Source organism: Halioglobus sp. Uisw_031 (genome assembly GCF_047729875.1).
In the GTDB taxonomy this organism is placed as follows: domain Bacteria; phylum Pseudomonadota; class Gammaproteobacteria; order Pseudomonadales; family Halieaceae; genus Marimicrobium.
This window is the reverse complement of sequence record NZ_CP159826.1, coordinates 2,954,853-2,975,204: the sequence shown is the minus strand read 5'-3', so window position 1 is coordinate 2,975,204 and position 20,352 is coordinate 2,954,853. Positions and strand designations below refer to the sequence as shown.

The window sequence follows — 20,352 nt, the reverse complement described above, 5'->3', positions numbered from 1 at the left end:
TTTTTGTCGTTAAAAACCTCTTTCGACTCACTACCACCTAAAAACCCACCCTGTTGAGGGGCACACCGTTTTGCAGTTTCTAAGGCGACCGCCTTCAAGCCCTTATTCACACTAGTAGAGAGTCCCTACTAGTGATAGCCTAGAGCTAGAATCACAAGAATCATTTCCCCCAGTCAATTTAGAGTACAGGTCCTATACGCCATCAAGCCAAAATTCTTGTTGTTGACGATGATCAGAATGTTCGCCTGCTGACACGCCAGTGTCTCGAAGCGGAGGACATGGTCGTTGTTGAAGCCTCCAATGGTTTTGAGGCGATAGATGTTTTCGTTGTTGAAAGGCCGGATCTAGTATTCATGGATGTAGAGATGCCAGGCATGACGGGCCTTGAGGCTTGTCAGCGCATCCGAGAATTGCCTCAGGGTAAAACCATTCCTATTATGATTGTTACGGGCTCGGAAGATCGGGAGTCTATAGACAAGGGGTTTGACGCTGGGGCCACTCAGTATAAAACAAAGCCGGTCAACTGGTCGTTATTGGGGCGTGATGTTCAGTATATGCTCCGTGCCAGCGATGCGTTTAACTCGCTGAAGCGACAGGAAGATCGACTCCGGCACCTCGCTTACTATGACCCCCTCACAAGTCTTCCTAATAGACGAAGCTTCAATGAGCAATTGGCCCGGCTTCTCAAACGCAGTCAACGACGCAAGACCATAGCGGCACTGCTTTTTATCGATTTAGATCACTTTAAGCGTATTAATGATTCGATCGGCCACGCCCGTGGAGATAGTTTGTTGGTGGAAATAGCGAAAAGACTCACGATGGAATTGCGTGAAGAGGATTCTATTAATTATTTTTCTGAAAGCAACGCAGTGGATGAGAAAGAGTCCGGTGCTGCTGAAATTTCCAGATTGGGTGGCGATGAATTTACAGTTGTTTTATCAGACGTGGATAACATGGCTGATATCGAGAAGGTCGCCAAGCGTATCCTCGATTGTCTCTCGCAGCCAATACCCCTGCAGTCACATAACCCAGTGGTGACGCCCAGCATTGGAATTGCGCTATACCCTCAAGATGGTAAAGATCCAGATATCCTGATTCGAAATGCGGATACTGCCATGTATTTTGCCAAGGCAGAAGGCCGAGCTTGTTATCGATTTTATAATGAAGAGATGAACGCCAAGGCGGTCGAGAAACTAAAAATGGAAGAAGAATTACGCGACGCGCTGCGTAATTCAGAACTAGAGCTGCGTTACCAGCCTCAGGTAAATTCCATAACCGGTGACGTGGTTAGCATGGAGGCGCTAGTCCGCTGGAAGCATCCTAAGCGCGGCATGGTATCTCCAGACGAGTTCATTCCGATAGCCGAGAGTACGGGGCAAATAATCGAGCTGGGTGAATGGGTCATGGAGGAGGTCGCCAGACACTGCCTATACTGGGATACGCTCGGCCTTAGTGCACACCGTGTTTGTGTGAATATCTCCCCCCTGCAGTTTAACCATGGGAACCTGTCTGATTGGATAGCGGACTTTCTTGTTAAATCTGGTTTGTCACCCGATCGTCTAGAGCTTGAGCTCACAGAAAGTGCCATTATGAATGATGCAGAGACCAATATCGCCAAGTTACGCGCATTAAAGTCTCTTGGTGTAGACCTTGCAGTTGATGACTTCGGCACAGGCTATTCATCCCTTAGCTACCTTAAGCGCTTTCCGATAGACACACTCAAGATCGATCATAGCTTTGTTAATGATTTGAATACATCCGATGGGGCTGCGATCGTTGACGCTATTTTGGGGCTCGCAAAAGCGCTCAACCTACGAGTGATAGCAGAAGGCATAGAGAGGGAAAGTCAGTTGGCTTATCTAGTGGGGAAAGGGTGTGACCTATTACAGGGTTTTTATTTCGCCCGCCCGATCTATCCTGAAGACGTGCCCAACATGCTGCAAACAAACTTTTCTGCAGAAATCCAAAAAAGCATGGACAGTTAATTCGGGGCAATTCGACACGGATGAAGTCCTTTCAGTACACGATAACACTCCTGAGTTTCTTGCTTTTCTGCACTCCTGCATTGGCCGCTGACTCGGATGTTCTGTATGTCATGTTGCAGGGCCCGTCATCTGTTGGCCTCGCTGCATTGGTAGAAGAGGAGGGCGGAACGGTCACTCACGATCTCCCTATCATTAATGCAGTTGGCGCCAAACTTGACCGCAAGCAGCTGCAGGAAATACTGAAATCTCCGCTGGTCACACGTCACATAGATGATCTCTCGTCGGTAGAAGAACCGATAGAGACTCCACAGGAAATAGAGACCTGCAAGATACGGGGTCATATCGAACTTGACTTCACCCCTAGTGGCATACAGTGGCGCCTTTATAATAAGCAAACCTCACCCGCTTCAATGGAGAGACTCGAACTGACTTGGCCTGCGACACTGGGACACGTAACGAAGATTGCTATAGCGGATACCACTGTTGCTCCAGCGCTCTATGATGCGGCGGCATTAGGCACATTGGTAATAGACTTTCCCGCTTCCCACAGGCCGCAGTTGAAGGATCTAGACAAGCTGACGGTGAGCTTTGAGCGGGCAACACCCAAAACAGTGCAGTCACCTTTGCGCCAACGCGATTTTACTCTCAAGGCTATTTTCGCAGAAGGTTGCGCTACTGATCTGGTGCCAGGTTACGTGAACAACCATGAAGACTTTTATTACAACAGCGCGGCGGGGGTGGATGCCCTGCACCGTCAGGGAATTACCGGCAAGGGCGTCACCGTGGCGGTGGTGGATTCTGGGTTATGGGAACATGATGCGCTGGTTAACGACACGACCGGCAGAAATAGGGTGCTCGCCCGATATGACGCGCTGACAGATACTTTAGATTCTGAAGTGGTTGACGAGAGTGGCCATGGGACGCATATGTCGAGCATCATCGCGCACAGCGGGAAAACGAAACACAATGGTCGTCCTACGGGCTCCTATAAGGGGGTGGCGCCTGATGCCAACCTGGTGGCGGTGAAGGTGCTGGACCGTGAGGGGCTGGCTCATGTGTTGGAGATTGTCCGTGCAATCCAGTGGGTCGTTGACAACCGCGAAAAATACGCCATTCGGATTCTTAACCTTTCGTTTGCCCAAACTCCCAGATGGCCGTACTGGGAAGACCCCGTCAACCAGGCGGTAATAAAGGCGTGGGAGTCAGGTATTGCAGTAGTGGCGGCGGCTGGAAATGAGGGCCCCGGCGTGGAGACCATTGGATCACCGGGAAATATTCCCGATATCATTACAGTGGGAGCGGTCACGGATTCCTGGACTCCGAATACCCGCGATGATGACTATATACCAGACTTCTCTTCACGTGGCCCTACGCCCAGCGGGCATGTTAAGCCCGATATTGTCGCTCTGGGTGGGCACATGACGGGTCTTATTCGCCCTGAGTCGGCTATGGCCCTGGGGCAGCCTGAGGATATGCTCAGGACTGGAGAGTTCGTCTTAACGGGTTCCTCGCAGGCCAGTGCACTCGTGTCGGGGATTCTCGCACTACTTCTGCAATTGGAGCCGAGTCTCACTCCGGATGACATCAAGTGCAAGCTTATTACCAGCGCTGAGCCCGCGATAAACCGGGATGGCTTGCTCGCCTATAGCCCGTTCCAACAGGGTTACGGTTACGTGACGGCCACCAGAGCATTGCTTTTCGGCCACACTGACTGTGGCGGCGCTGGCTTCGACTTGGTGGTTGATACAGGGGATGACGACCATTTCTATGGGCCTACTATTATTGAGGAGGATGGAAGCCCCAGTTTGCCCGAGCTCAGGAATAGGGTTTCTTCTGAACTCAGTGAAAAGGGCCTGAGTGCGACCCGTAGATGGGGCGTAAAAGAGCATATTGAGCAGCGGTCGGCAGCGACTGTTGATTCGGCTCACCCGAATGCGATGCCCTTTGATTGGCAGAAGCTATATCTGCAGGAAAAGGCTGTCATCGATAATCTGGCCCGCGACGCTCTACCTGATAGTCCTTCTTCTCCCTAGCATGAGCGTGCTAACAGCACCATTAACCCTATAGGGTTAATGGTAGGCTAGCCCCAGCAGCGGCTGCGAATTACCATTCAACCATCGTTTTACCCCGCATAGCCTCATTTTATCCGCTCAGCAGGGTGCTTATTCATCGCGCTCATCACATACCCCAAAGGGGGCATATAGGCGCCTTCATTTCCTCTGCCCTAAATCGTATAACTATATCTGCTCCTGTAGAGCATTGTACTAAGCAGGTCCCCACTAGGGGGGTTGATTAGAGAACTAAATATCAAAATGGGTTCAGTAATTGAAAAGGCGGGTACAAATTATGAACATAAAAACTATTGGATATGTTGGGGCGGCAAGTGTTGCTTTAGCGCTGTTGGCGCCCTCTTTAAGTGTCGCAGACACTGTGCAAGCAACAGATCATTCCGGTAATTTGGTGCATCGAGTGAGCCATGCTCTAGCTGCTGATGCACGCTATACGGCACCTGTGTCGTACTCTGGTAACAAGTGGGCCGAGAAGGCAGTATCGAATGACAGTAAAGTCATTTGGGCTGATTCAGATGAGCCTACCAGTGGTTATAAATGGGGAAAATCAAACGGTTCTGTAAACCTTAACCAGACGGTTGATAATACCGCTGAGCAAGCCGGAAACCGTTGGGGCCGTCGAGATGTTTCTGAGCAAGCCGGAAACCGTTGGGGCCGTCGAGATGTTTCTGAGCAAGCCGGAAACCGTTGGGGCCGTCGAGATGTTTCTGAGCAAGCCGGAAACCGTTGGGGCCGTCGGGATGTTTCTGAGCAAGCCGGAAACCGTTGGGGCCGTCGAGATGTTTCTGAGCAAGCCGGAAACCGTTGGGGCCGTCGAGATGTTTCTGAGCAAGCTGGAAACCGTTGGGGCCGTCGAGATGTTTCTGAGCAAGCTGGAAACCGTTGGGGCCGTCGAGATGTTTCTGAGCAAGCCGGAAACCGTTGGGGCCGTCGAGATGTTTCTGAGCAAGCCGGAAACCGTTGGGGCCGCCGAGATGTTTCTGAGCAAGCCGGAAACCGTTGGGGCCGTCGAGATGTTTCTGAGCAAGCCGGAAACCGTTGGGGCCGTCGAGATGTTTCTGAGCAAGCCGGAAACCGTTGGGGCCGTCGATAAAACAGGACCGACTCCCTCTTATTTCGATCAAACAACTGCTTCATGGGGCGTTTTTAACAACGTCCCGGGGGCAGGTTCTTTATCCTTCTGCAACTTGCTCCTTATCTAACACACCAATATTTATCTTCTAATAGGAATACGAGGCCATCGATATTCTCGTCTATATTGAGTCTCAATTGCGCTGCAAAGCGATGCTCCAGACTCGTTTATAAGTATCACGGGTTTTTTTACTGCGACGGCGTCCTACGCCGGTCGTGTCATCAATTTTTACTGACAGTGTTCAATGGCTGGTACCAGATTGAGGAGGTATAGGCGCGCTCCTGAATGGTGTCCGGTTGATCTGTCGCATGATCCATGCCCAGAGCAATTGCATCCAGCAGGGAATGACGAGCAGTAGGAATCTGTAGCACCCTGACGTAGTAAAACGCAGATTGGTCTGGATCAAATTGAGGGTCTGCCCAGGCTGCCGCGAGTTGCGCTGCGCCAATACGATTGTCCACTTTGCCGGTTTTCAGGTTCACCGAATTACCCACATCCGACAAGCTACCGTCAGCGTTTAATGGACGTTCATCTGACCAGGCGAGATTAAATATTTTTTCCTGAGATTGCCCATCGGCATCCAGCCAGCCTTTCACCATTTGAATGCGGTCAAGATTCGCTCCTTCAGGATCTTTTGTGGCCAGGACAAGAAAAGTTGGCGTCTTAGTTTGATGCAGTTCGCCACCCATGGGCACGCCGCGTGCAGTTGCGAGCGTGTGCAGGTCTGCGTTTTCAAGGTCTGCCTCGGTAAAGTCGGGGCCACCGTAAAATTGCACGGCGATACGCGGCCCCGTCGTGGCATAGACCTCTCTGCGTTCCAGCGCGTCCATAATATCAGAACGTGTGTTGCTCTCTGCCCAGACTGCGGCCATACCGGACGCGGACATTGCCCAGCCTGAGGATCCGGGGCCGTCATCGTTAAAGTTCGAAGTTTTGTTTGCTGGGATGGAGTCAGTGGCCAACTTGCCGTGAAAATTGTCCTCCTCTGCAGAAGACAGGGCAGTGTGCGAATCTGTGGAGCCAATCACTCCCAGCCTGTAGGGGTTCTGTCCTAGATTGGCTTCCATCTCAAGTCCCTGCTTTAACGCTTCTCTGACGAAATCTCCACGCTGAGGATTGTACTCAGTCCATCGACGTTGAATGTAGTAAGGATAAATTTCAAAATCAGCGAACGCATCTTCCGGAGAAAACTTAGAGTGAGTCTCCGAATCGCCTTTTATTTGTGTGATTTCTGCAATACGTTCCCATTTGCTGCGCAGCGCGACATAGTCCTTGCTAAAAGGTTTACCGCGCAAGCTGTTGCCTGAAAACATGTAGCCTTTTGAGATATTCGAGTTGTGTGGAATGGCGGTGAACCGTGCATTAGTTTCTGCACTGGTCTTTTCCAGCCAGCTCCATAGGTCTTCCGGATAGGGACTGTCGTCGAGGCCGAAAGGGTCATACAACTGCGCCGTGGGTGCATCGCTGTCCGTAATGACCACACGGTGCAGATTGGCACCGCCGGGTATTGAGCTCCACTCCCAGCCGATTAAAGCGCTGAACTCGCCGGGCTCGTTGTATTCGTCAGCGGTGTCGGTAATGGTACGCCAGGTGTCAACTTCAACCTGCTTTGGCATGGGCAGAAAACTCAGATCACTGTTTTCTAGACCACTTTGCTCAGCGTCCTGCAGAGGCGTCAGGTCTGGATCGGGCAACACGCGGACAAACAATTCTCTTCCGTCGCCACTATCGATAGCGCGATTCAAAATGAAAGCAGCAACCCACGCTTTGATCTTATCAATAGGACCCAGACCGGAGGTGTCTACGCCATTCATGTGGATGTTGCGAATCTCACCGAGGAATTCAGCGTGGTCTGTGACGACAAGAAAGTCCAGTGGCGTGCCAATCTGCACCCGCGCCTTGTGGTACGGGTGTATAACCGGCATGCCGCGAGCATAGCGATAGGCGGTCTCAGGGCCTGCAGTAAGATTGTTGTTGGTGTAGGCGTCTGAAGAATATGCAGTGTGGAGGTGGGTGTCACCCCATAGCAGCTGTTTTTCAACTGCGCCCGCTCCAAAGGCGATGAAGGTGAACCCTAATGCTAGTGGGACAATAATAATGCTTTGCATAGTGACGTCACTCAAGGCCTAGTCGTATGCATGCAGTATGAAGAAACACGCTGTAATACGCCATCATGTTGACCCTTGACGATCGCTTGACGACAAAATTCCAGGCCGATTAATCAGATTTCTGATGTCATTAAGTGCAAGCAATATTTTTTTGAACCAATGACCGAGAACGTTGTCTAGGCAATAGGGACTGTAGGACTTTGTTAAGTGAGAAGGCGTAATCACCCTGATGTTGCGATAGCGCCGACCAGCCCATCCACGGGCATAACAGGAATTGAATCGAACCGCTGCAAAGTCGTGACGGTTCAATATCGAGGAGAACGCGATGCGATCTGAACATGAGAAGACTGACAAGGGTACGGAGTGGGCAGCAAGACGAGGAGGTCGGCCCGACTTCATTCAAGCGAGTGTTTGCGCTGCATTGACGCTTATCGTCTGGGCTGGGCCCTCTGCGGCCGCTAGTGAGCCCACCGGCTCTGCAACAACATTCTCTGTCTCGGTGGACCTCCTCGACGACTGGGGTTCAGGCGCCTGTGGAGAGGGCGTCGTAACAAATAATGGTTCCGTCAGTAGTCTGTGGGATGTCAGCGTGGATCTGCCCGGCTATGTCACCAGCTATTGGAATTCTGAGATAAGCTACTGGACGCACTCGGACGACGATGGTGGTGCGATGTCGCACTCCTGGCGTGTGGTGGGTGACGAGTGGAATCGAACGCTAGAACCCGACGCTTCAACGACCTTCGGTTTCTGTCTCGACCGGACACAGGAGCCAGAGGCGCCACCTGCGCACGATCCGGGTATGCCCATGGAGGATCATCCGCATTCGGATATGGCAGGCGACTTCATCGATTTGGCAACCTTTGGTCTTACCTATGGCAGTGATCATACGGATCATACGGGCCTTGTCGGTGGAAGGACCGCGATTACGACGGAAGCACTGCTCGCTTACAATAATCTACGGGCATTCGCTGGACTTGCGCCAGCAACGCTCGATGAGGTTGGCGCGTGGGCTTTTGCCAACAACCTGACGAATAATACGCAGGCCTGGGGCACTGATCAGATGGGCGTCGGCCTTTGGTATGCGATGCAGGGCGCTAAGGTCGGATGGATGGCCGATGATAGCTTTGATCCTCAGGTTGTTGCCGATATCGAACGAACGGCGAGATTGGGCGTCTTAGAGGACGTGATGGCCATGGTGGTTGCCTATGGTCACGAAGGTTTTGCTGAGTACCTCACGGAGAATGGCCACGCCGAGACGTTCAACAACACCCTCAAAATGGAGCCGCACTACGGCGGGTGGATGCACGATCGCGCGCATGGTTGGTTGTCGATTGAAAATGTGGCGATTGCCCATGACGTGAATCATCTCACGGTTCTGAGTCATGATCAGATGCAGCCGTTCATGAATGACACCTGGGACTGGCCGCAGTGGCCGGCGCTCGAAGTATCGCAAGCCCGTGTGCTGGAATATTTCCAGAGTATGGTGGTGCTCGGTGACCCACTAGGAAATCACTTGGACGATCTCTCCGGCCCGCCGTTTGAGAACTCAGACATCCCGCTGCCAGCTGGGTGCTAACAGCCCTGGGGCGGCTGCCGCTGGCGCAAAGCAGGGCGCCTAGGGTAGATTTTCTCAGGTGATGTGATCGCTGAACCTAAACCGTTCGCGATCTGCTCTCAATGTCTTATACTGGCGGCAGGTGAAATTCCGTACTAACTGTCATTGTGGTCCCAGTGTCTTGTAGCATTCGAGGACGCCGGCAAGGAGATTGTTGATGCCATCACGCGAGAGTGCCCAGCAGGCGTGGGATAATGCATTGCAAGTGATACCGTCGAGGTATGTCATCCCACCCTGCCAAAGTGTTTTCCCTGCAGGCTTGTTGGGGTCAATTGACCCCCCCATGTTGGAAAAAATCGTACCCGAGGTGTCAATAACGTCAATACAATGTTCGGTAATGCGATAGCGTCCCGACACCGGGGCTGTAGTAGATCGGCATGCGCAGCACAGTGATGGGTTACTTGCGGGTACTGTCTCGATACTGTGTTGTGGTAACAGTCGTCTCCGGTCTGTTGTGGCAGGAAAATTCCCTCGCTGGAACATCAGACTGGGCACCTATTGTGAAAGCTGCGCTGGAAAACCTGGATGCAGCAAACCTCGACGAAGACTGGTATTTCACTATGGAAGTGCTTGAGGAAGACGAGCTGCAGATGATTTACAGTGATCCACGACGCGATACCTACGAAAGAAGACAGTTGCTCACGGTGGACGGTGTAGCGCCGGATAGTCAGCGGCTGGATGAATTTCATGACAAAGAAGTGAAACGCATCAATGACATTGACCCCGATGCAGCAGGTTATGGGTATATGGTTGACATGGAAACGCTGGATCTGATTGAGGCCAGCGATGGATATACAAAGTTTTCGTTCGTGCCCAGGGTGAAGATGCTAGAGGATTCTCGCGATCAATTGCGTGGCACGTTACTGCTGGATTCGGCAACCCAACACATTACGGAGATTGAAATTCTCAATACTGCGAAGCTGTCTCCCGCATTTTCGGTTACGCTGGACACTTTCCGATTAGGGCTGTCTTTTGAGGAAGAACAGGGCGAAAATTTGCTGCGCAAACTGGAATCTCATACCGTGGGCAAGATGGGCTTTTTCAAGAGCTTTGATGCGCTTGTGATTTTCAACTTCAGTGAATATACACGGGCACAGCCCTGAGCACCCCTACAAATACGTAGACAATGCTAGGGCCTGTCGCTTACGGCACGTTAAAGCGCACCACTGCGGCAGGGCTCATCAATGGTTTGCTGAGGGTTAAGGTCAGTAGTCCGTCATGGTCTTGCGTGCGGACAACCTCTGCACCCAACACCTCAATGCTGCTTGAGGTGATGCCCGGTTGCTCGATAGTGAAACTCTGCTCCACCGCGCCAATCACAATCGCATACAAGGCCGTGTCACTTTGGGTATAGCGTAACTCTCGGCCGCGTAAGTTCTTAAATCGACTCCAAGGTCGCGTTGCATAGATGGCCTCACCGTTGATGCTCAGCCACTCACCCAGGCCGAGTAGGGGAGCCTGTTGGATGTCAGGAATGTAACCATAGCTATCGGGGCCAACATTGATCAATACGTTGCCATTTTTAGCGACGGTGTCCACCAGATAATCCACCAGGTCAGCGGGCGTGAGCATATCTGCGGCAGTTTCAGCGGCGTTAAACGCGAAAGAACCGCCCAGTCCACGCGTGGATTCCCATTTAAATGCAGGTGTCCCCGGGAGACTGTCGTACTCAGCAGTCTTGTAGCCGAATCGTGCCGGATCATCCACTAGTGGGTCGGACTCTGAGGTCAGCAGCAGTCGCCCCAGTGCTTTTAACACCCAGGTGGCACCGGGAATGCGGGCAATCTGCCCAAGGACGTCTACGGCTCCCCAGCGATCGTTGACGGTGCCATCAGGGACCTGCGTGAAGTAGTAGTCGAAGAGCTCGCCCTGACGCCCTTTTGACGGATATCCAATGTCTGCCCACAAAAGGTCCGGCTGATAGCGGTCGATCAACTCCACCATGTGCTCATACGTATAATCGGCATAGGCCTGATTGCCCGGTGCGCTCAACAGAATATCGCGGATCATGTCGCCGTCTGTCACCATTTGGAAAGACCAATCTAGCCCGGTGGAATAGTAGGTGCCAAAACGCATGCCGCGGGCGCGCACGGCCTCCGCCAGTTCGCCGACCATGTCGCGTGTTGATCCCCAGTTTTGGCGATGGGGGTTGGTTGCTGCACTGGGCCACAGGGTGTAACCGTCATGGTGTTTGGTGACGAGTACGACATATTTTGCGCCCGCCCTGGAAAATAAATCAGCCCAGGTGTCCGGGTCCCAACCCTGATTCACACGCCGTTCAAACGTCGGTTGAAAGTCAGAGTAGGGCGCATCACCATAGGTGGCGGCATGATGGCGTGCTGTCTCGCTGCCCGGATAGTTCATGGCATTGAGATACCACTCAGCGTAGGGCATTTCCTCGCGCGGGGAATCGTAAAATAGAATGTCCTCTAGCTCGCCGGGGCGCAGCGGTGGGCCAAAAGCAAACGCGGGAACCGATGCCGGGCCCCAATGGATGAAGATGCCCAGCTTTGCGTCGTCATACCACTTGGGTATATCGCGTGAACGCTGCAGCGTACTTTCGGCCACAGGATCGGTGCAGGCGCTGATTGCCAGTAAAACGATGACAAGCGTTAGGCGGCGAACCGTGGTGATTCGAGAACCGGACAGCATAGCCTTAACCTCCCGCTTGTCCTTTACTGGGGCCTGCGATTTTCAGTCGCTGACAGGGTCAGCGCTTTCGGGGACTGCACTTTGAGTCATGCTCGCTTCCTTGATCTGTCGCCATCGAAAGGGCGAGAGAATCTGTCCCCACCACGTCATAGGAAACGCTGGAAGGTCGGCAATTCCAATCTCCTCCGGAGGGCTGCGATCTGAGGGTAGAAACCGCGTGCCGAAGACCCAATCCCAAATACTGATGGTTTGTCCATAGTTGTGATTCGCTTCAACGATGGTTTTGGAATGATGCCAGCGGTGCAACTCTGCCATGCTGAAAATCCAGTTTAGAGGTCCCAGGCGCAGTTGCACATTGGCGTGTTGAAAAATCCCGTGAACGGCCGCTATCATTCCAAAGTAAGCCAGCATTACTTCACCGCAGCCCAGAATCACCAGTAAAAGGTAGGCGGGTGCGAACGTCAATAAGGAATCGATGGGATGAAAGCGTCCGGCGTTAAGCCAGTAGAGCCGCGGTGCGCTGTGGTGTACGGCGTGGAAGCGCCACAGTGCTTGCTTCTCGTGCTCCCATCGGTGTACCCAGTAGCCCGGCAGCTCGCCGACAATGAGCACCAGCGCAATTTGCGCCAGCAGTGGCCATTCGGTCGGCCACAGTCCTACGCCAAATCGATCCGAGAGCCACCCGCCCATAGCCACTCCAATGGCAATCATCGGAGGTGTAATGACAACGATCAAAATGCCAATACCAACTGCGTGGCGTGCATCCACACTAACGTCTGAACGGCTTTTGTTCCAGCTGACATGGTAGGGATACACATGCTCAAATGTGGCGACAATGGCGAAAGCTGCAAACTGGGGGCCAAGGATCGCCAATGGAGGAGCCATGCCGCCGGCCATCAACCACCATGAGCACAACACGGACAGTCCCATGACAATCGGAAATATCCCCCACTGGAATATCAATGGCGCTTGCGCTGGAGTGTGGTCTGCAGTCAATGAAGGCTCTTCCATTAGGTTTTTCTTATGCGACAGCATAATGCCTATCGTATGTTCTTAAGACACAGTTTGAGTTATTGCGTGACAGTCGTCAATTATCGTATCTTTCCGCCATTTTGAGAGTGTGGTTAGGGCTCTCCTTCCCTTTAGTCTCACGTGCATCGGTTTCAGCTGGGGAACACTAACATGACGCCCGCACCGCTGTTATAATAGCGATCATTACGAACGCGTTTTTTATTCAATGCGGACAGAACCGCTGCGCATCAGCCGACGTATAATCAGTTCAATAGCTTGGAGTATGTAAAGTGAATACCCCCACCATCAACATTGTTTTATTTACCGTGTTCGCATTCAGTCTGTCGGTCTGGGCTATGCAGCACAACGGCCGGGACGCAGCGTCCGTTAGTTCTTGTTATGGTGATTGCTATAAGGAGTATGAGGAGTCGAACGGCGGCGTCGTGGCGATCGCACAGGCGCAGGCAGCGGCGAAGGCAGAGGCTTCGCCCGCGGAGCTGGGCAAGGGTATTTACGCCGGATGTGTTGCCTGCCATGGGCCCAATGGCGGAGGCGGTGTTGGTCCTCAGTTGGCCGGTCAGAGTGCCGATGTTATTTTAGATAAGCTGCAGCGCTACGGGAATGGCGAGACATTGGGCCCGCAGAGCGCGCTTATGTGGAGCCAATCGGCGCAATTGAGCGACAGCGACATGGAAAATATCTCTGCGTACGTAGCGACCTTTTAAGCGGCTTATTGAAACGTAGCATACTGCATTACATTAGCATGGCGGCAAGCACCAGCGAGGTGCTTGCGACCAGTGTCAGTTGCAACCTTAGGCGCGCGTAGTAAAGCGGTTGCGTTTGAATCAGAGCACGGCGTCTCTCGATAACAAGCGTTGCAGTGAACACAAAGGCACCGAGCAGGAAAAAGCCGGCTGTTGATAGCAGCACCTGACCAAAAAATGCGACCAAGGCGATGCCGTTACTGAGAAGCAGCGTTGTTGGGTTGCGCTGAGTCAGGGCCGTGCCCCACCACGCACCCACCAGAAAGCAGATAATGACCAACGTATAGGTGGCCAAGGCGTTTGCCCATAGGGACTGGTTTTGAGTGTCGATATACAGCGCTAGTAGCAGGCCTAGGAAAGGCAGCAAGCCTGCCCGTCCTAGCCAAGTGGCATATATCGATGTCTTATCGAGTATCGGTGGGGTCTGTTGTTGTTCTTCTGGCGCGAGATGGCCTTCTGGAACGCCGTGGTCTGCGTACCACTGTTCCCATTCATAAGGCGTCAGCGTTTTGGGAACATCACCAGAGAGTGCTCGTCGCAGTGATTTGGCCCCGAGGCCATGGTCGGTGGACTCCTCCTTTTCACCCAAAAGGTGCCGTATTTTTTTGTGATCGACAGCCATTGGGCACGATTCCATTATTTCGGTAAGCGGTGATAGTGATTACGGACATCACCGAACATCGGATGATATCTTAGCGCACCCTGCGCTATCGCGTGTGTCCCGGTGGCTGGCAATCGGGGCAGTGATACAGGCGTCGGCTGCCAATTTCATGGCGCTCGATACTGTGCCCGCAGTGATAACACGGGTAATCTGCGCGACCGAAGACATAAAACCGACGCCAGTTGCGGCTCAGCCCTTGGGCTTTTAGTGCATTGGAAAGGCGGGGCGCGAGTGTGATGCCGCCGGTTTCATAACTGCGCCGACTCAATGTCAGGGTGCTGCGTGCCAGTCGGCCAATGTCGCCGCGCGACAGCTCGCCGGGACGAGCTCTTGGATGCAGGCGCGCATCGTGCAATATCTCAGAGCGCAGGTAGTTACCATTGCCGGCGAGAAACTTTTGGTCCAGGTATAGCGCAGCAAGCTCCTTGCGGACAAAATCTGGCTCGCGTAAGCGCTGTGCGATATCACGCCAGGTTAGCGAGAGGTCCATAATGTCGGGACCAATTTTTGCGAGGAATGGGTGAGCCATCAGTTCGGCAGTGGGCCACACGCTGATGTCTGATGCGCTGTAGAGAATTGCGCTGTGCGTTGACGTTTGGAGCAGCAACCGCATAGACCGGCTCGACTTAGGCAGCTTATGTCCGCGGATCACTCGCCAAACGCCATAAAGCTGATTGTGAGAGTAGATACTGTAGCCGTGCTCGAAGTGTGTCAGCAGCGCTTTGCCACGGGTTTCGATGTTAATAACTTGATGGCCGCGCAGTTGCGCTGAGTAGCGACGCAGGCGTGGGACGCCAAACTTCACTGTGTCTACTGTGCTGCCCTCTAGCACGGCGGCGATCTCGTCGGCAGCACGGCGAATTTCTGGTCCCTCGGGCATAGTGTATTTTCCTGTTGGCGATGTATCGTCACACGTTGGTGAGGGCTGCGCTGTGACTGCAATGCAGTCTCTTTAGCAGGCGGTAGCACGTTATCTTTTATATCCGATGTCATTGAGGCACGACGTGTCTACGGTGGAACAGCACGGTTGCCCAGTATAACTATCTGCTGCATGATAATGATAAAGGGTTATCACAACATACGCAGATTGGCTGGGGTGGGATCACGCAGATTGCCTGTCTCAGGCAACGTTTTACTTTTTAGCAGGAATTCAAACGCAGTGTTATGAAGGTATACGGAATTGATTTTACCAGTAGTCCATCATCAAGGAAGCCGATCACCTGCCTTGAATGTACGCTTGTGGATTCCTCCCTGTCGGTTGGCACGTTGATGCGCTGGCCGAACTTTGAGGGGTATGAGGCGATGCTGCGTCAGCCAGGGCCATGGATTGCCGGTATGGATTTTCCCTTCGGGCAGGCGCGGCGATTTATTGACACCGCGGGCTGGCCTGAGAGTTGGCATGGTTATGTATCCCATGCAGCGAGTCTCGGTCGGGTCGGCTTCGTGGACGCGCTGAATGACTATCGAGTGGGCAGAGCGGTTGGCGACAAGGAGCATCGTCGTGAAACAGACAAACGTGCCGGCTCCATCAGTCCACAAAAATTGTACGGTGTTCCCGTGGCCAAAATGTTCTTTGAGGGAGCCCCTCGACTGATAGCGGCCGGGGTGACCGTTCCTGAGTTACAGCAGGGAGACCCGCAACGCATTGCCGTGGAGGCCTATCCTGGTGTCTTGGCGCGCTATATTATTGGCAGGAAAAGTTATAAGAATGATACCAAAAAGAAGCAAACTGCAGCGCTGCGTGATGCCAGACTGCAAATTTTGCAGGGACTATCAGGCGGCGCACTGAAAGCGGCTTATGGCCTTGAGGTGGCTGCACCATTGCACCTGGCTGAAGACCCTTCCGGAGATAGTCTTGATGCGCTTCTGTGCGCGGTGCAGGCCGCATGGTCATGGACGCAGCGGACCAGCAACTACGGCGCGCCAGAGGGATCTGATGCGCTGGAAGGGTGGATTGCGGACCCTCTATCAAAAAAACAAGAACCGCTGCAGTGAGCTAACGGGCACGATGCAAGCCCCTTGCCCCGCACTTTACTCTCCGGCCATCAGTCCCAGCACTCGGTCACGGAATAATTGAGTAAACCTGTCCACTTCAACCTCTAAGGCAACCTTGGCGTTAATGTCTGGACGATTAAAGATCATGCGTTGAAAGGGTTTGTGGTAGGAAACACTCATTCCCTGCGCTGGGCCAGCCCCCACCTCCATTTCTACGTACGAGTCCTCCAGCGTGACTAGGCTCGTATCCATAGCTACCGCCATCGCAAGACTGTCATACAGGTGCAAAGAGCCCGATCCGGAGGCTCCCCCCATGATCTGAAACCAGGGCGCCGAGGACGCCTGTACAAACTCCCCTAGTGGCGTGCCATGGCTGGCACATTCCTCAACCTGTGAGGGGTACAGATGGGTTTGATGACACACATCGAGACCTACCATGGTCAGGTCAGCACCTGACCGAAAGACAATGTCTGCGGCGTCTGGGTCCTGCCAGTAATTGAACTCCGCCGCCGGCGCTATATTGCCTGCACATTCGGCGGTGCCGCCCATCATGACAATATTCTTTAGTGCAGAGGCAAACTCGGGGGCTTGCTGGATGGCTGTTGCGACATTGGTGAGGGGTCCGATGGTCACCAGAGTAATTTCGCCGGGGCAGGACAGTACGGTATCGATCAGAAATGAAACCGCATCGGCGTCTGCACCTTTCGGTTCCAGCATTGGGGTGATTTGCTCGGTGGCATAGCGCTGTTCGAGAAACGTTATCTGAGTAGTTCTTTGCGCATTCATCGGCCTCAGACACCCTCTTCGCAGCGGCACATCCTGGCGTCCCAACAAGCTGAGAAGGTGGTGCGCGTTGGAGTAGCCCTTTTCCGCTGGAACATTGCCCTGTACGACGGTAATGCCCTCAACAGTGACCTCCGGAGAATTGAGTGCCAACATAATGGCAAAACTATCCTCTGGATCGCCGCCAAGTGTCCCCATCGCGGGGTCTGTATCAATGATGATTCGCATGATTTTTTAGCCTTTAGAACACACTATCGGAACTACCATATTAAACGTGTTGTCGCTGTGCGCCAATGTTAATTAGCCGTTACACCTTGCAAGACCGAAGGAAATATCCAGAGAATTCCAAGACGCCCCTTTCAGTGCGCGAACAGGCAAAGTAAATGACTTGGCTCCTACTGGGTGTTAGAAGTCCGGCTCGCGACTTCCGAGAAAAGGACCTTGTCGAACAAAGTCGCGAGTGTCTAACTGTTGCATCATAAACTGCGCCAGTTCACCAGCGCGCACGCGAAAAGCCGGCGGTGTTTTGAGCGATACCAGCGGTGGCGAATCAAACGGTTCGGGATCTATCAGCGGACAGCGCACCAAGATCCAGTCAGCGTCACTGTCTGCCAGTAGGGCATACTCTGCCTGCTTGTCCTGCAGTGCGCTGCGCAGACCAATTTGCGCCAGTGTTCGTATCCACCAGCCCAGTAGATTGCGGTTATCACCAGGCATCACGACCGCTGCGCCAGATACTGCGATATAGAGGGAAATATCTTCCGCTGGCATCGCCTCCAGCACATTGCGAGTCACCGTCGTATTGATAAAGCGTGAAGCATCACCATCCGCTTTTACCGGCCCCAATGCACTGATAACGGCATCACTGCCGTGTAGCAGTTTGCGGATCACGGCGGGGTCGCGAGCATCACCTGTGATGATGGTGATGCGGCCACTAAACCGGGCGAGTTTGGCCGGATTGCGCGCCAGTGCCCGCACGGTGTAACCGCGGCCCAATGCGGCCTCCAGTAGATACCCGCCCACCATGCCAGTAGCGCCCAGCAGTGCCACTGTGTGGTGTTGGGAAGACTCCGTCTGGGGAACTGAGTGCGCTAGGTCTTCGCGTGTTGGCTGTGCTGTGCACGCAAGCATCAGACTGGCACAGAGGAGTATACTCAGCGTTCGTAATAGCCACCGCCAATAGTGCATCGACCCGCAGCACTGTGCAAAATGGCGCGCCAACATTTGTACTTCTAACATTATTCTGTGCATGCCCTTTGATGAGAGACGCACTGTAGCAGAAGTCACTTTTGGAAGGCCAGATCCTCTATTTTTTTTGTCATCTGAGGTGCCGTGTGATGCGGCATGAGTCGTCTTTTTGAGTGACTGTGCGAGTACCAATATCTAGGTCTCGGCATCTATCGAGTCACCCAACACATCCCCTTGACGCAAGTGTGATGGAACTATCAGCCTCCTTTGCCCTCTGAGTGTCAGGTAGACTGGCCTTGGCTTGTGAAAAAAAATATACTGTCAGGGTGGATAAAAATCGACACCTGTAGATTATAGAAAAAACCGCTGCGCGCTAACAGACGTAAAAATAATTCAACAGTTCGGATATTATAAAATGAAGATTCCTAATATCACCACGACCTCTGCGGTCGTTATACTAAAGAAGCTTTCTAGCACCTTTCAAGGCGTTTTGGCTGTCGGCTTCGCACTGGTACTGGCCGCCTGCTCCAGCGGCAGCAATAATGATAACAATGATGGCCCGCCGCCCGCTGCGGCGCCATTCCAAGAGTTGATTGACCAAGGCGTCACGCGCTATATGGGTGTGTATTCACCCAGCACCACTGCGCAGGTCGGAGACTCTATTGAATATACCTTTGGCGTCGGTGAAGGTCCGCTTTGCCTCTATGGTGAGCCTTATACAATGGCTACCAGGAACAGTGGTTCAGACGACCTATTGATCTTTTTGCAGGGAGGCGGTGCTTGTTGGTTTCCAAATTCCGGCGGTCTGTGTGCTGCAAGTAGCAGCGCTGCAGGACAATTGCCTATTCCCATTAATGGTCTACTCTCACCGGATCCCTCTAAAAGTCCACTGGCTGGAACGAGCGCGGTCTACGTACCCTATTGCGACGGCGGTCTGCATGCCAGCGACGCTGACTACGATAGCAACGATGACGGTAACATTGATCTGTATCACCGCGGTTTACACAATCTGACAGCGTCACTTGATGTGGCTATGGGCGTTTTTCCAGCGCCGAGCCGTGTCATTTTGGCGGGTGTGAGTGGCGGCGCATACGGTGCCCTTTTTGCGCTGCCTCTCGTCAGTCAAGCCTACCCGGGTGTGCCGATTGATGTACTCAATGATTCCGGGATTGGCATCACTAGACCAAACGATCCCGTGTTCAATCAGGCCGTTGTGGAATACTGGAATATCGAGGATTTTTTCCCTGCCAGCGTGCCGAACGTTATGCCGGAGGGCTCTCCAACAACCTTGCTCAACTGGCAGCTGAAGCAGGATACTAACATCAGGATGGGTATGTTCAGTTACGCGCAAGATTCAACAATAGGTACCTTCTTTCTCGGTCTCGACCCCTCTGTTTTTGAGGGCCTATTGCGTTCGACAGTGGCAGATGTCGAGACAGCAAATGAGCAAAGGGTGCGCAGCTTTATCGCTGACGGCGGCAGTCATACCTTTCTTGGGGGAGACTTGTCCCTCAGTGTAGAAGGGGTAACGCTTTATGATTGGGTTGATGCCATGATTAATGAACCGCTCGAGAACTGGGAATCGGTATCAGGTGCACCAATAAGAGATGAATAGATTGGTGGGTGATTGCGGTGCCTTGCGACGCATTGTCGAATCGCGCGGCACTGGGGACAACTTTTCTGCCATTTAGGGTATAGTCTCTGCAAATTCACCTGACAGGACTAGAAAAATGGACTCTGCCAATATCAACGATGAAGTGTTCGGCGAACTGAAGAAACACTGGGCTTGGATGTTGTCTTTGGGTATCGTGATGGTGATTCTTGGCGTCATTGGTCTCGGTATGACCGTCTTGTTCAACGAAACCGTCGTAATGTACTTTGGTTTTTTGCTGTTATTTGGCAGCGGAGTGCAGCTGATGCAGGCCTTTCGCGCCGAGGCGTGGAAAGGACGCGTGTGGCATGTGCTGATTGCATTGGTTTATATTGTCGGTGGCATTATCGCGGTCACTGAACCGGTGATAGCAGGCATGACCCTTGCCTTACTCATCGCCTGGACCCTCATTGTAATCGGCGTACTGCGCCTGGTGATGGCGCTACAAATGCGCGGCGCTGCTGGCTGGCTTTGGACTCTGTTGGGCGGCGCTTTAAGCGTGGTGTTAGGCGTTATGATTATAAACGAGTGGCCGCAGTCCGGCTTATGGGTGATTGGCCTTTTTGTTGCAATAGAAATATTGTTTGCTGGCTGGTCGCAAATCATGATCGCGCTAGCAGCAAAGAATTATACCGCCAAAGACGCCGCAACAGCGTCTTAAGCCGTACCGCGTTTACCGGCTCGTCTCGTGCTCGTATATAGCCCGTGGCGAGCCTCCCGTTAAAGGGACGCGCGCGG

17 protein-coding genes are annotated in these 20,352 nt (G+C 53.0%); 9 read left to right on the top strand and 8 right to left on the bottom strand.

Going from position 1 to position 20,352, the window contains the following annotated elements:
* Nucleotides 1-194 precede the first annotated feature (194 nt).
* The 3 genes from ABXT62_RS13435 to ABXT62_RS13425 all read left to right on the top strand — a co-directional run bounded on the left by ABXT62_RS13435 (nt 195) and on the right by ABXT62_RS13425 (nt 5,256).
* Nucleotides 195-1,985 carry an EAL domain-containing protein gene (locus ABXT62_RS13435; RefSeq protein ID WP_415358216.1) on the top strand — a complete coding sequence of 597 codons (1,791 nt, stop codon included), beginning with the start codon at nt 195-197 and terminating at the stop codon, nt 1,983-1,985.
* A 20-nt stretch (nt 1,986-2,005) separates the two neighbouring features.
* Complete coding sequence (locus tag ABXT62_RS13430; RefSeq protein ID WP_415355790.1) at nt 2,006-4,018, top strand: S8 family peptidase; 2,013 nt, start codon at nt 2,006-2,008, stop codon at nt 4,016-4,018.
* A gap of 659 nt (nt 4,019-4,677) precedes the next feature.
* Nucleotides 4,678-5,256 (top strand): hypothetical protein, encoded by a 579-nt coding sequence (locus tag ABXT62_RS13425; RefSeq protein WP_415355789.1) that lies wholly within the window; start codon nt 4,678-4,680, stop codon nt 5,254-5,256.
* A 151-nt stretch (nt 5,257-5,407) separates the two neighbouring features.
* On the opposite strand, the gene ABXT62_RS13420 is transcribed toward ABXT62_RS13425, so the two are convergent.
* Nucleotides 5,408-7,309 (bottom strand): DUF3604 domain-containing protein, encoded by a 1,902-nt coding sequence (locus ABXT62_RS13420; RefSeq protein WP_415355788.1) that lies wholly within the window; start codon nt 7,307-7,309, stop codon nt 5,408-5,410.
* Nucleotides 7,310-7,619: 310 nt separating this feature from the next.
* Between ABXT62_RS13420 and ABXT62_RS13415 the strand changes: the two genes are divergently transcribed.
* Nucleotides 7,620-8,870 carry a cellulose binding domain-containing protein gene (locus tag ABXT62_RS13415; protein ID WP_415355787.1) on the top strand — a complete coding sequence of 417 codons (1,251 nt, stop codon included), beginning with the start codon at nt 7,620-7,622 and terminating at the stop codon, nt 8,868-8,870.
* Between the two features lie 141 nt (nt 8,871-9,011).
* On the opposite strand, the gene ABXT62_RS13410 is transcribed toward ABXT62_RS13415, so the two are convergent.
* Nucleotides 9,012-9,266 carry a hypothetical protein gene (locus tag ABXT62_RS13410; RefSeq protein WP_415355786.1) on the bottom strand — a complete coding sequence of 85 codons (255 nt, stop codon included), beginning with the start codon at nt 9,264-9,266 and terminating at the stop codon, nt 9,012-9,014.
* A gap of 20 nt (nt 9,267-9,286) precedes the next feature.
* Between ABXT62_RS13410 and ABXT62_RS13405 the strand changes: the two genes are divergently transcribed.
* Complete coding sequence (locus ABXT62_RS13405; protein WP_415355785.1) at nt 9,287-10,012, top strand: hypothetical protein; 726 nt, start codon at nt 9,287-9,289, stop codon at nt 10,010-10,012.
* 40 nt (nt 10,013-10,052) lie between these two features.
* Here the strand turns inward: ABXT62_RS13405 and ABXT62_RS13400 are convergent, their stop codons facing one another.
* Both ABXT62_RS13400 and ABXT62_RS13395 read right to left on the bottom strand, forming a co-directional pair.
* Nucleotides 10,053-11,561, bottom strand: a complete 1,509-nt coding sequence (locus ABXT62_RS13400; RefSeq protein ID WP_415355784.1) for an alpha-L-fucosidase — start codon at nt 11,559-11,561, stop codon at nt 10,053-10,055.
* A gap of 42 nt (nt 11,562-11,603) precedes the next feature.
* Complete coding sequence (locus ABXT62_RS13395) at nt 11,604-12,572, bottom strand: sterol desaturase family protein (RefSeq protein ID WP_415355783.1); 969 nt, start codon at nt 12,570-12,572, stop codon at nt 11,604-11,606.
* A 290-nt stretch (nt 12,573-12,862) separates the two neighbouring features.
* Here ABXT62_RS13395 and ABXT62_RS13390 point away from each other — a divergent pair, with 290 nt between their 5' ends.
* Nucleotides 12,863-13,297 carry a c-type cytochrome gene (locus tag ABXT62_RS13390; RefSeq protein ID WP_415355782.1) on the top strand — a complete coding sequence of 145 codons (435 nt, stop codon included), beginning with the start codon at nt 12,863-12,865 and terminating at the stop codon, nt 13,295-13,297.
* A 28-nt stretch (nt 13,298-13,325) separates the two neighbouring features.
* Here the strand turns inward: ABXT62_RS13390 and ABXT62_RS13385 are convergent, their stop codons facing one another.
* On the bottom strand, nt 13,326-13,958 hold the full coding sequence (locus ABXT62_RS13385; protein WP_415355781.1) for a DUF3429 domain-containing protein: 633 nt from the start codon (nt 13,956-13,958) through the stop codon (nt 13,326-13,328).
* Nucleotides 13,959-14,043: 85 nt separating this feature from the next.
* Complete coding sequence (nei, locus tag ABXT62_RS13380; protein ID WP_415355780.1) at nt 14,044-14,877, bottom strand: endonuclease VIII; 834 nt, start codon at nt 14,875-14,877, stop codon at nt 14,044-14,046.
* A 284-nt stretch (nt 14,878-15,161) separates the two neighbouring features.
* Here nei and ABXT62_RS13375 point away from each other — a divergent pair, with 284 nt between their 5' ends.
* Nucleotides 15,162-15,992, top strand: coding sequence for a DUF429 domain-containing protein (locus ABXT62_RS13375; protein ID WP_415355779.1), 831 nt, complete (start codon nt 15,162-15,164; stop codon nt 15,990-15,992).
* A 36-nt stretch (nt 15,993-16,028) separates the two neighbouring features.
* Here ABXT62_RS13375 and ABXT62_RS13370 read toward each other — a convergent pair whose 3' ends face one another.
* A complete protein-coding gene (locus ABXT62_RS13370) occupies nt 16,029-17,003 on the bottom strand; it encodes a nucleoside hydrolase (RefSeq protein ID WP_415355778.1) in 975 nt (324 codons plus the stop codon).
* Nucleotides 17,004-17,180: 177 nt separating this feature from the next.
* Nucleotides 17,181-18,014, bottom strand: coding sequence for an NAD(P)-dependent oxidoreductase (locus tag ABXT62_RS13365; protein WP_415355777.1), 834 nt, complete (start codon nt 18,012-18,014; stop codon nt 17,181-17,183).
* Between the two features lie 364 nt (nt 18,015-18,378).
* On the opposite strand from ABXT62_RS13365, the gene ABXT62_RS13360 reads away from it, so the two are divergent.
* Nucleotides 18,379-19,578, top strand: coding sequence for a pectin acetylesterase-family hydrolase (locus ABXT62_RS13360; RefSeq protein WP_415355776.1), 1,200 nt, complete (start codon nt 18,379-18,381; stop codon nt 19,576-19,578).
* Between the two features lie 115 nt (nt 19,579-19,693).
* Nucleotides 19,694-20,275, top strand: a complete 582-nt coding sequence (locus tag ABXT62_RS13355; RefSeq protein WP_415355775.1) for an HdeD family acid-resistance protein — start codon at nt 19,694-19,696, stop codon at nt 20,273-20,275.
* The last annotated feature ends 77 nt before the right edge of the window (nt 20,276-20,352 follow it).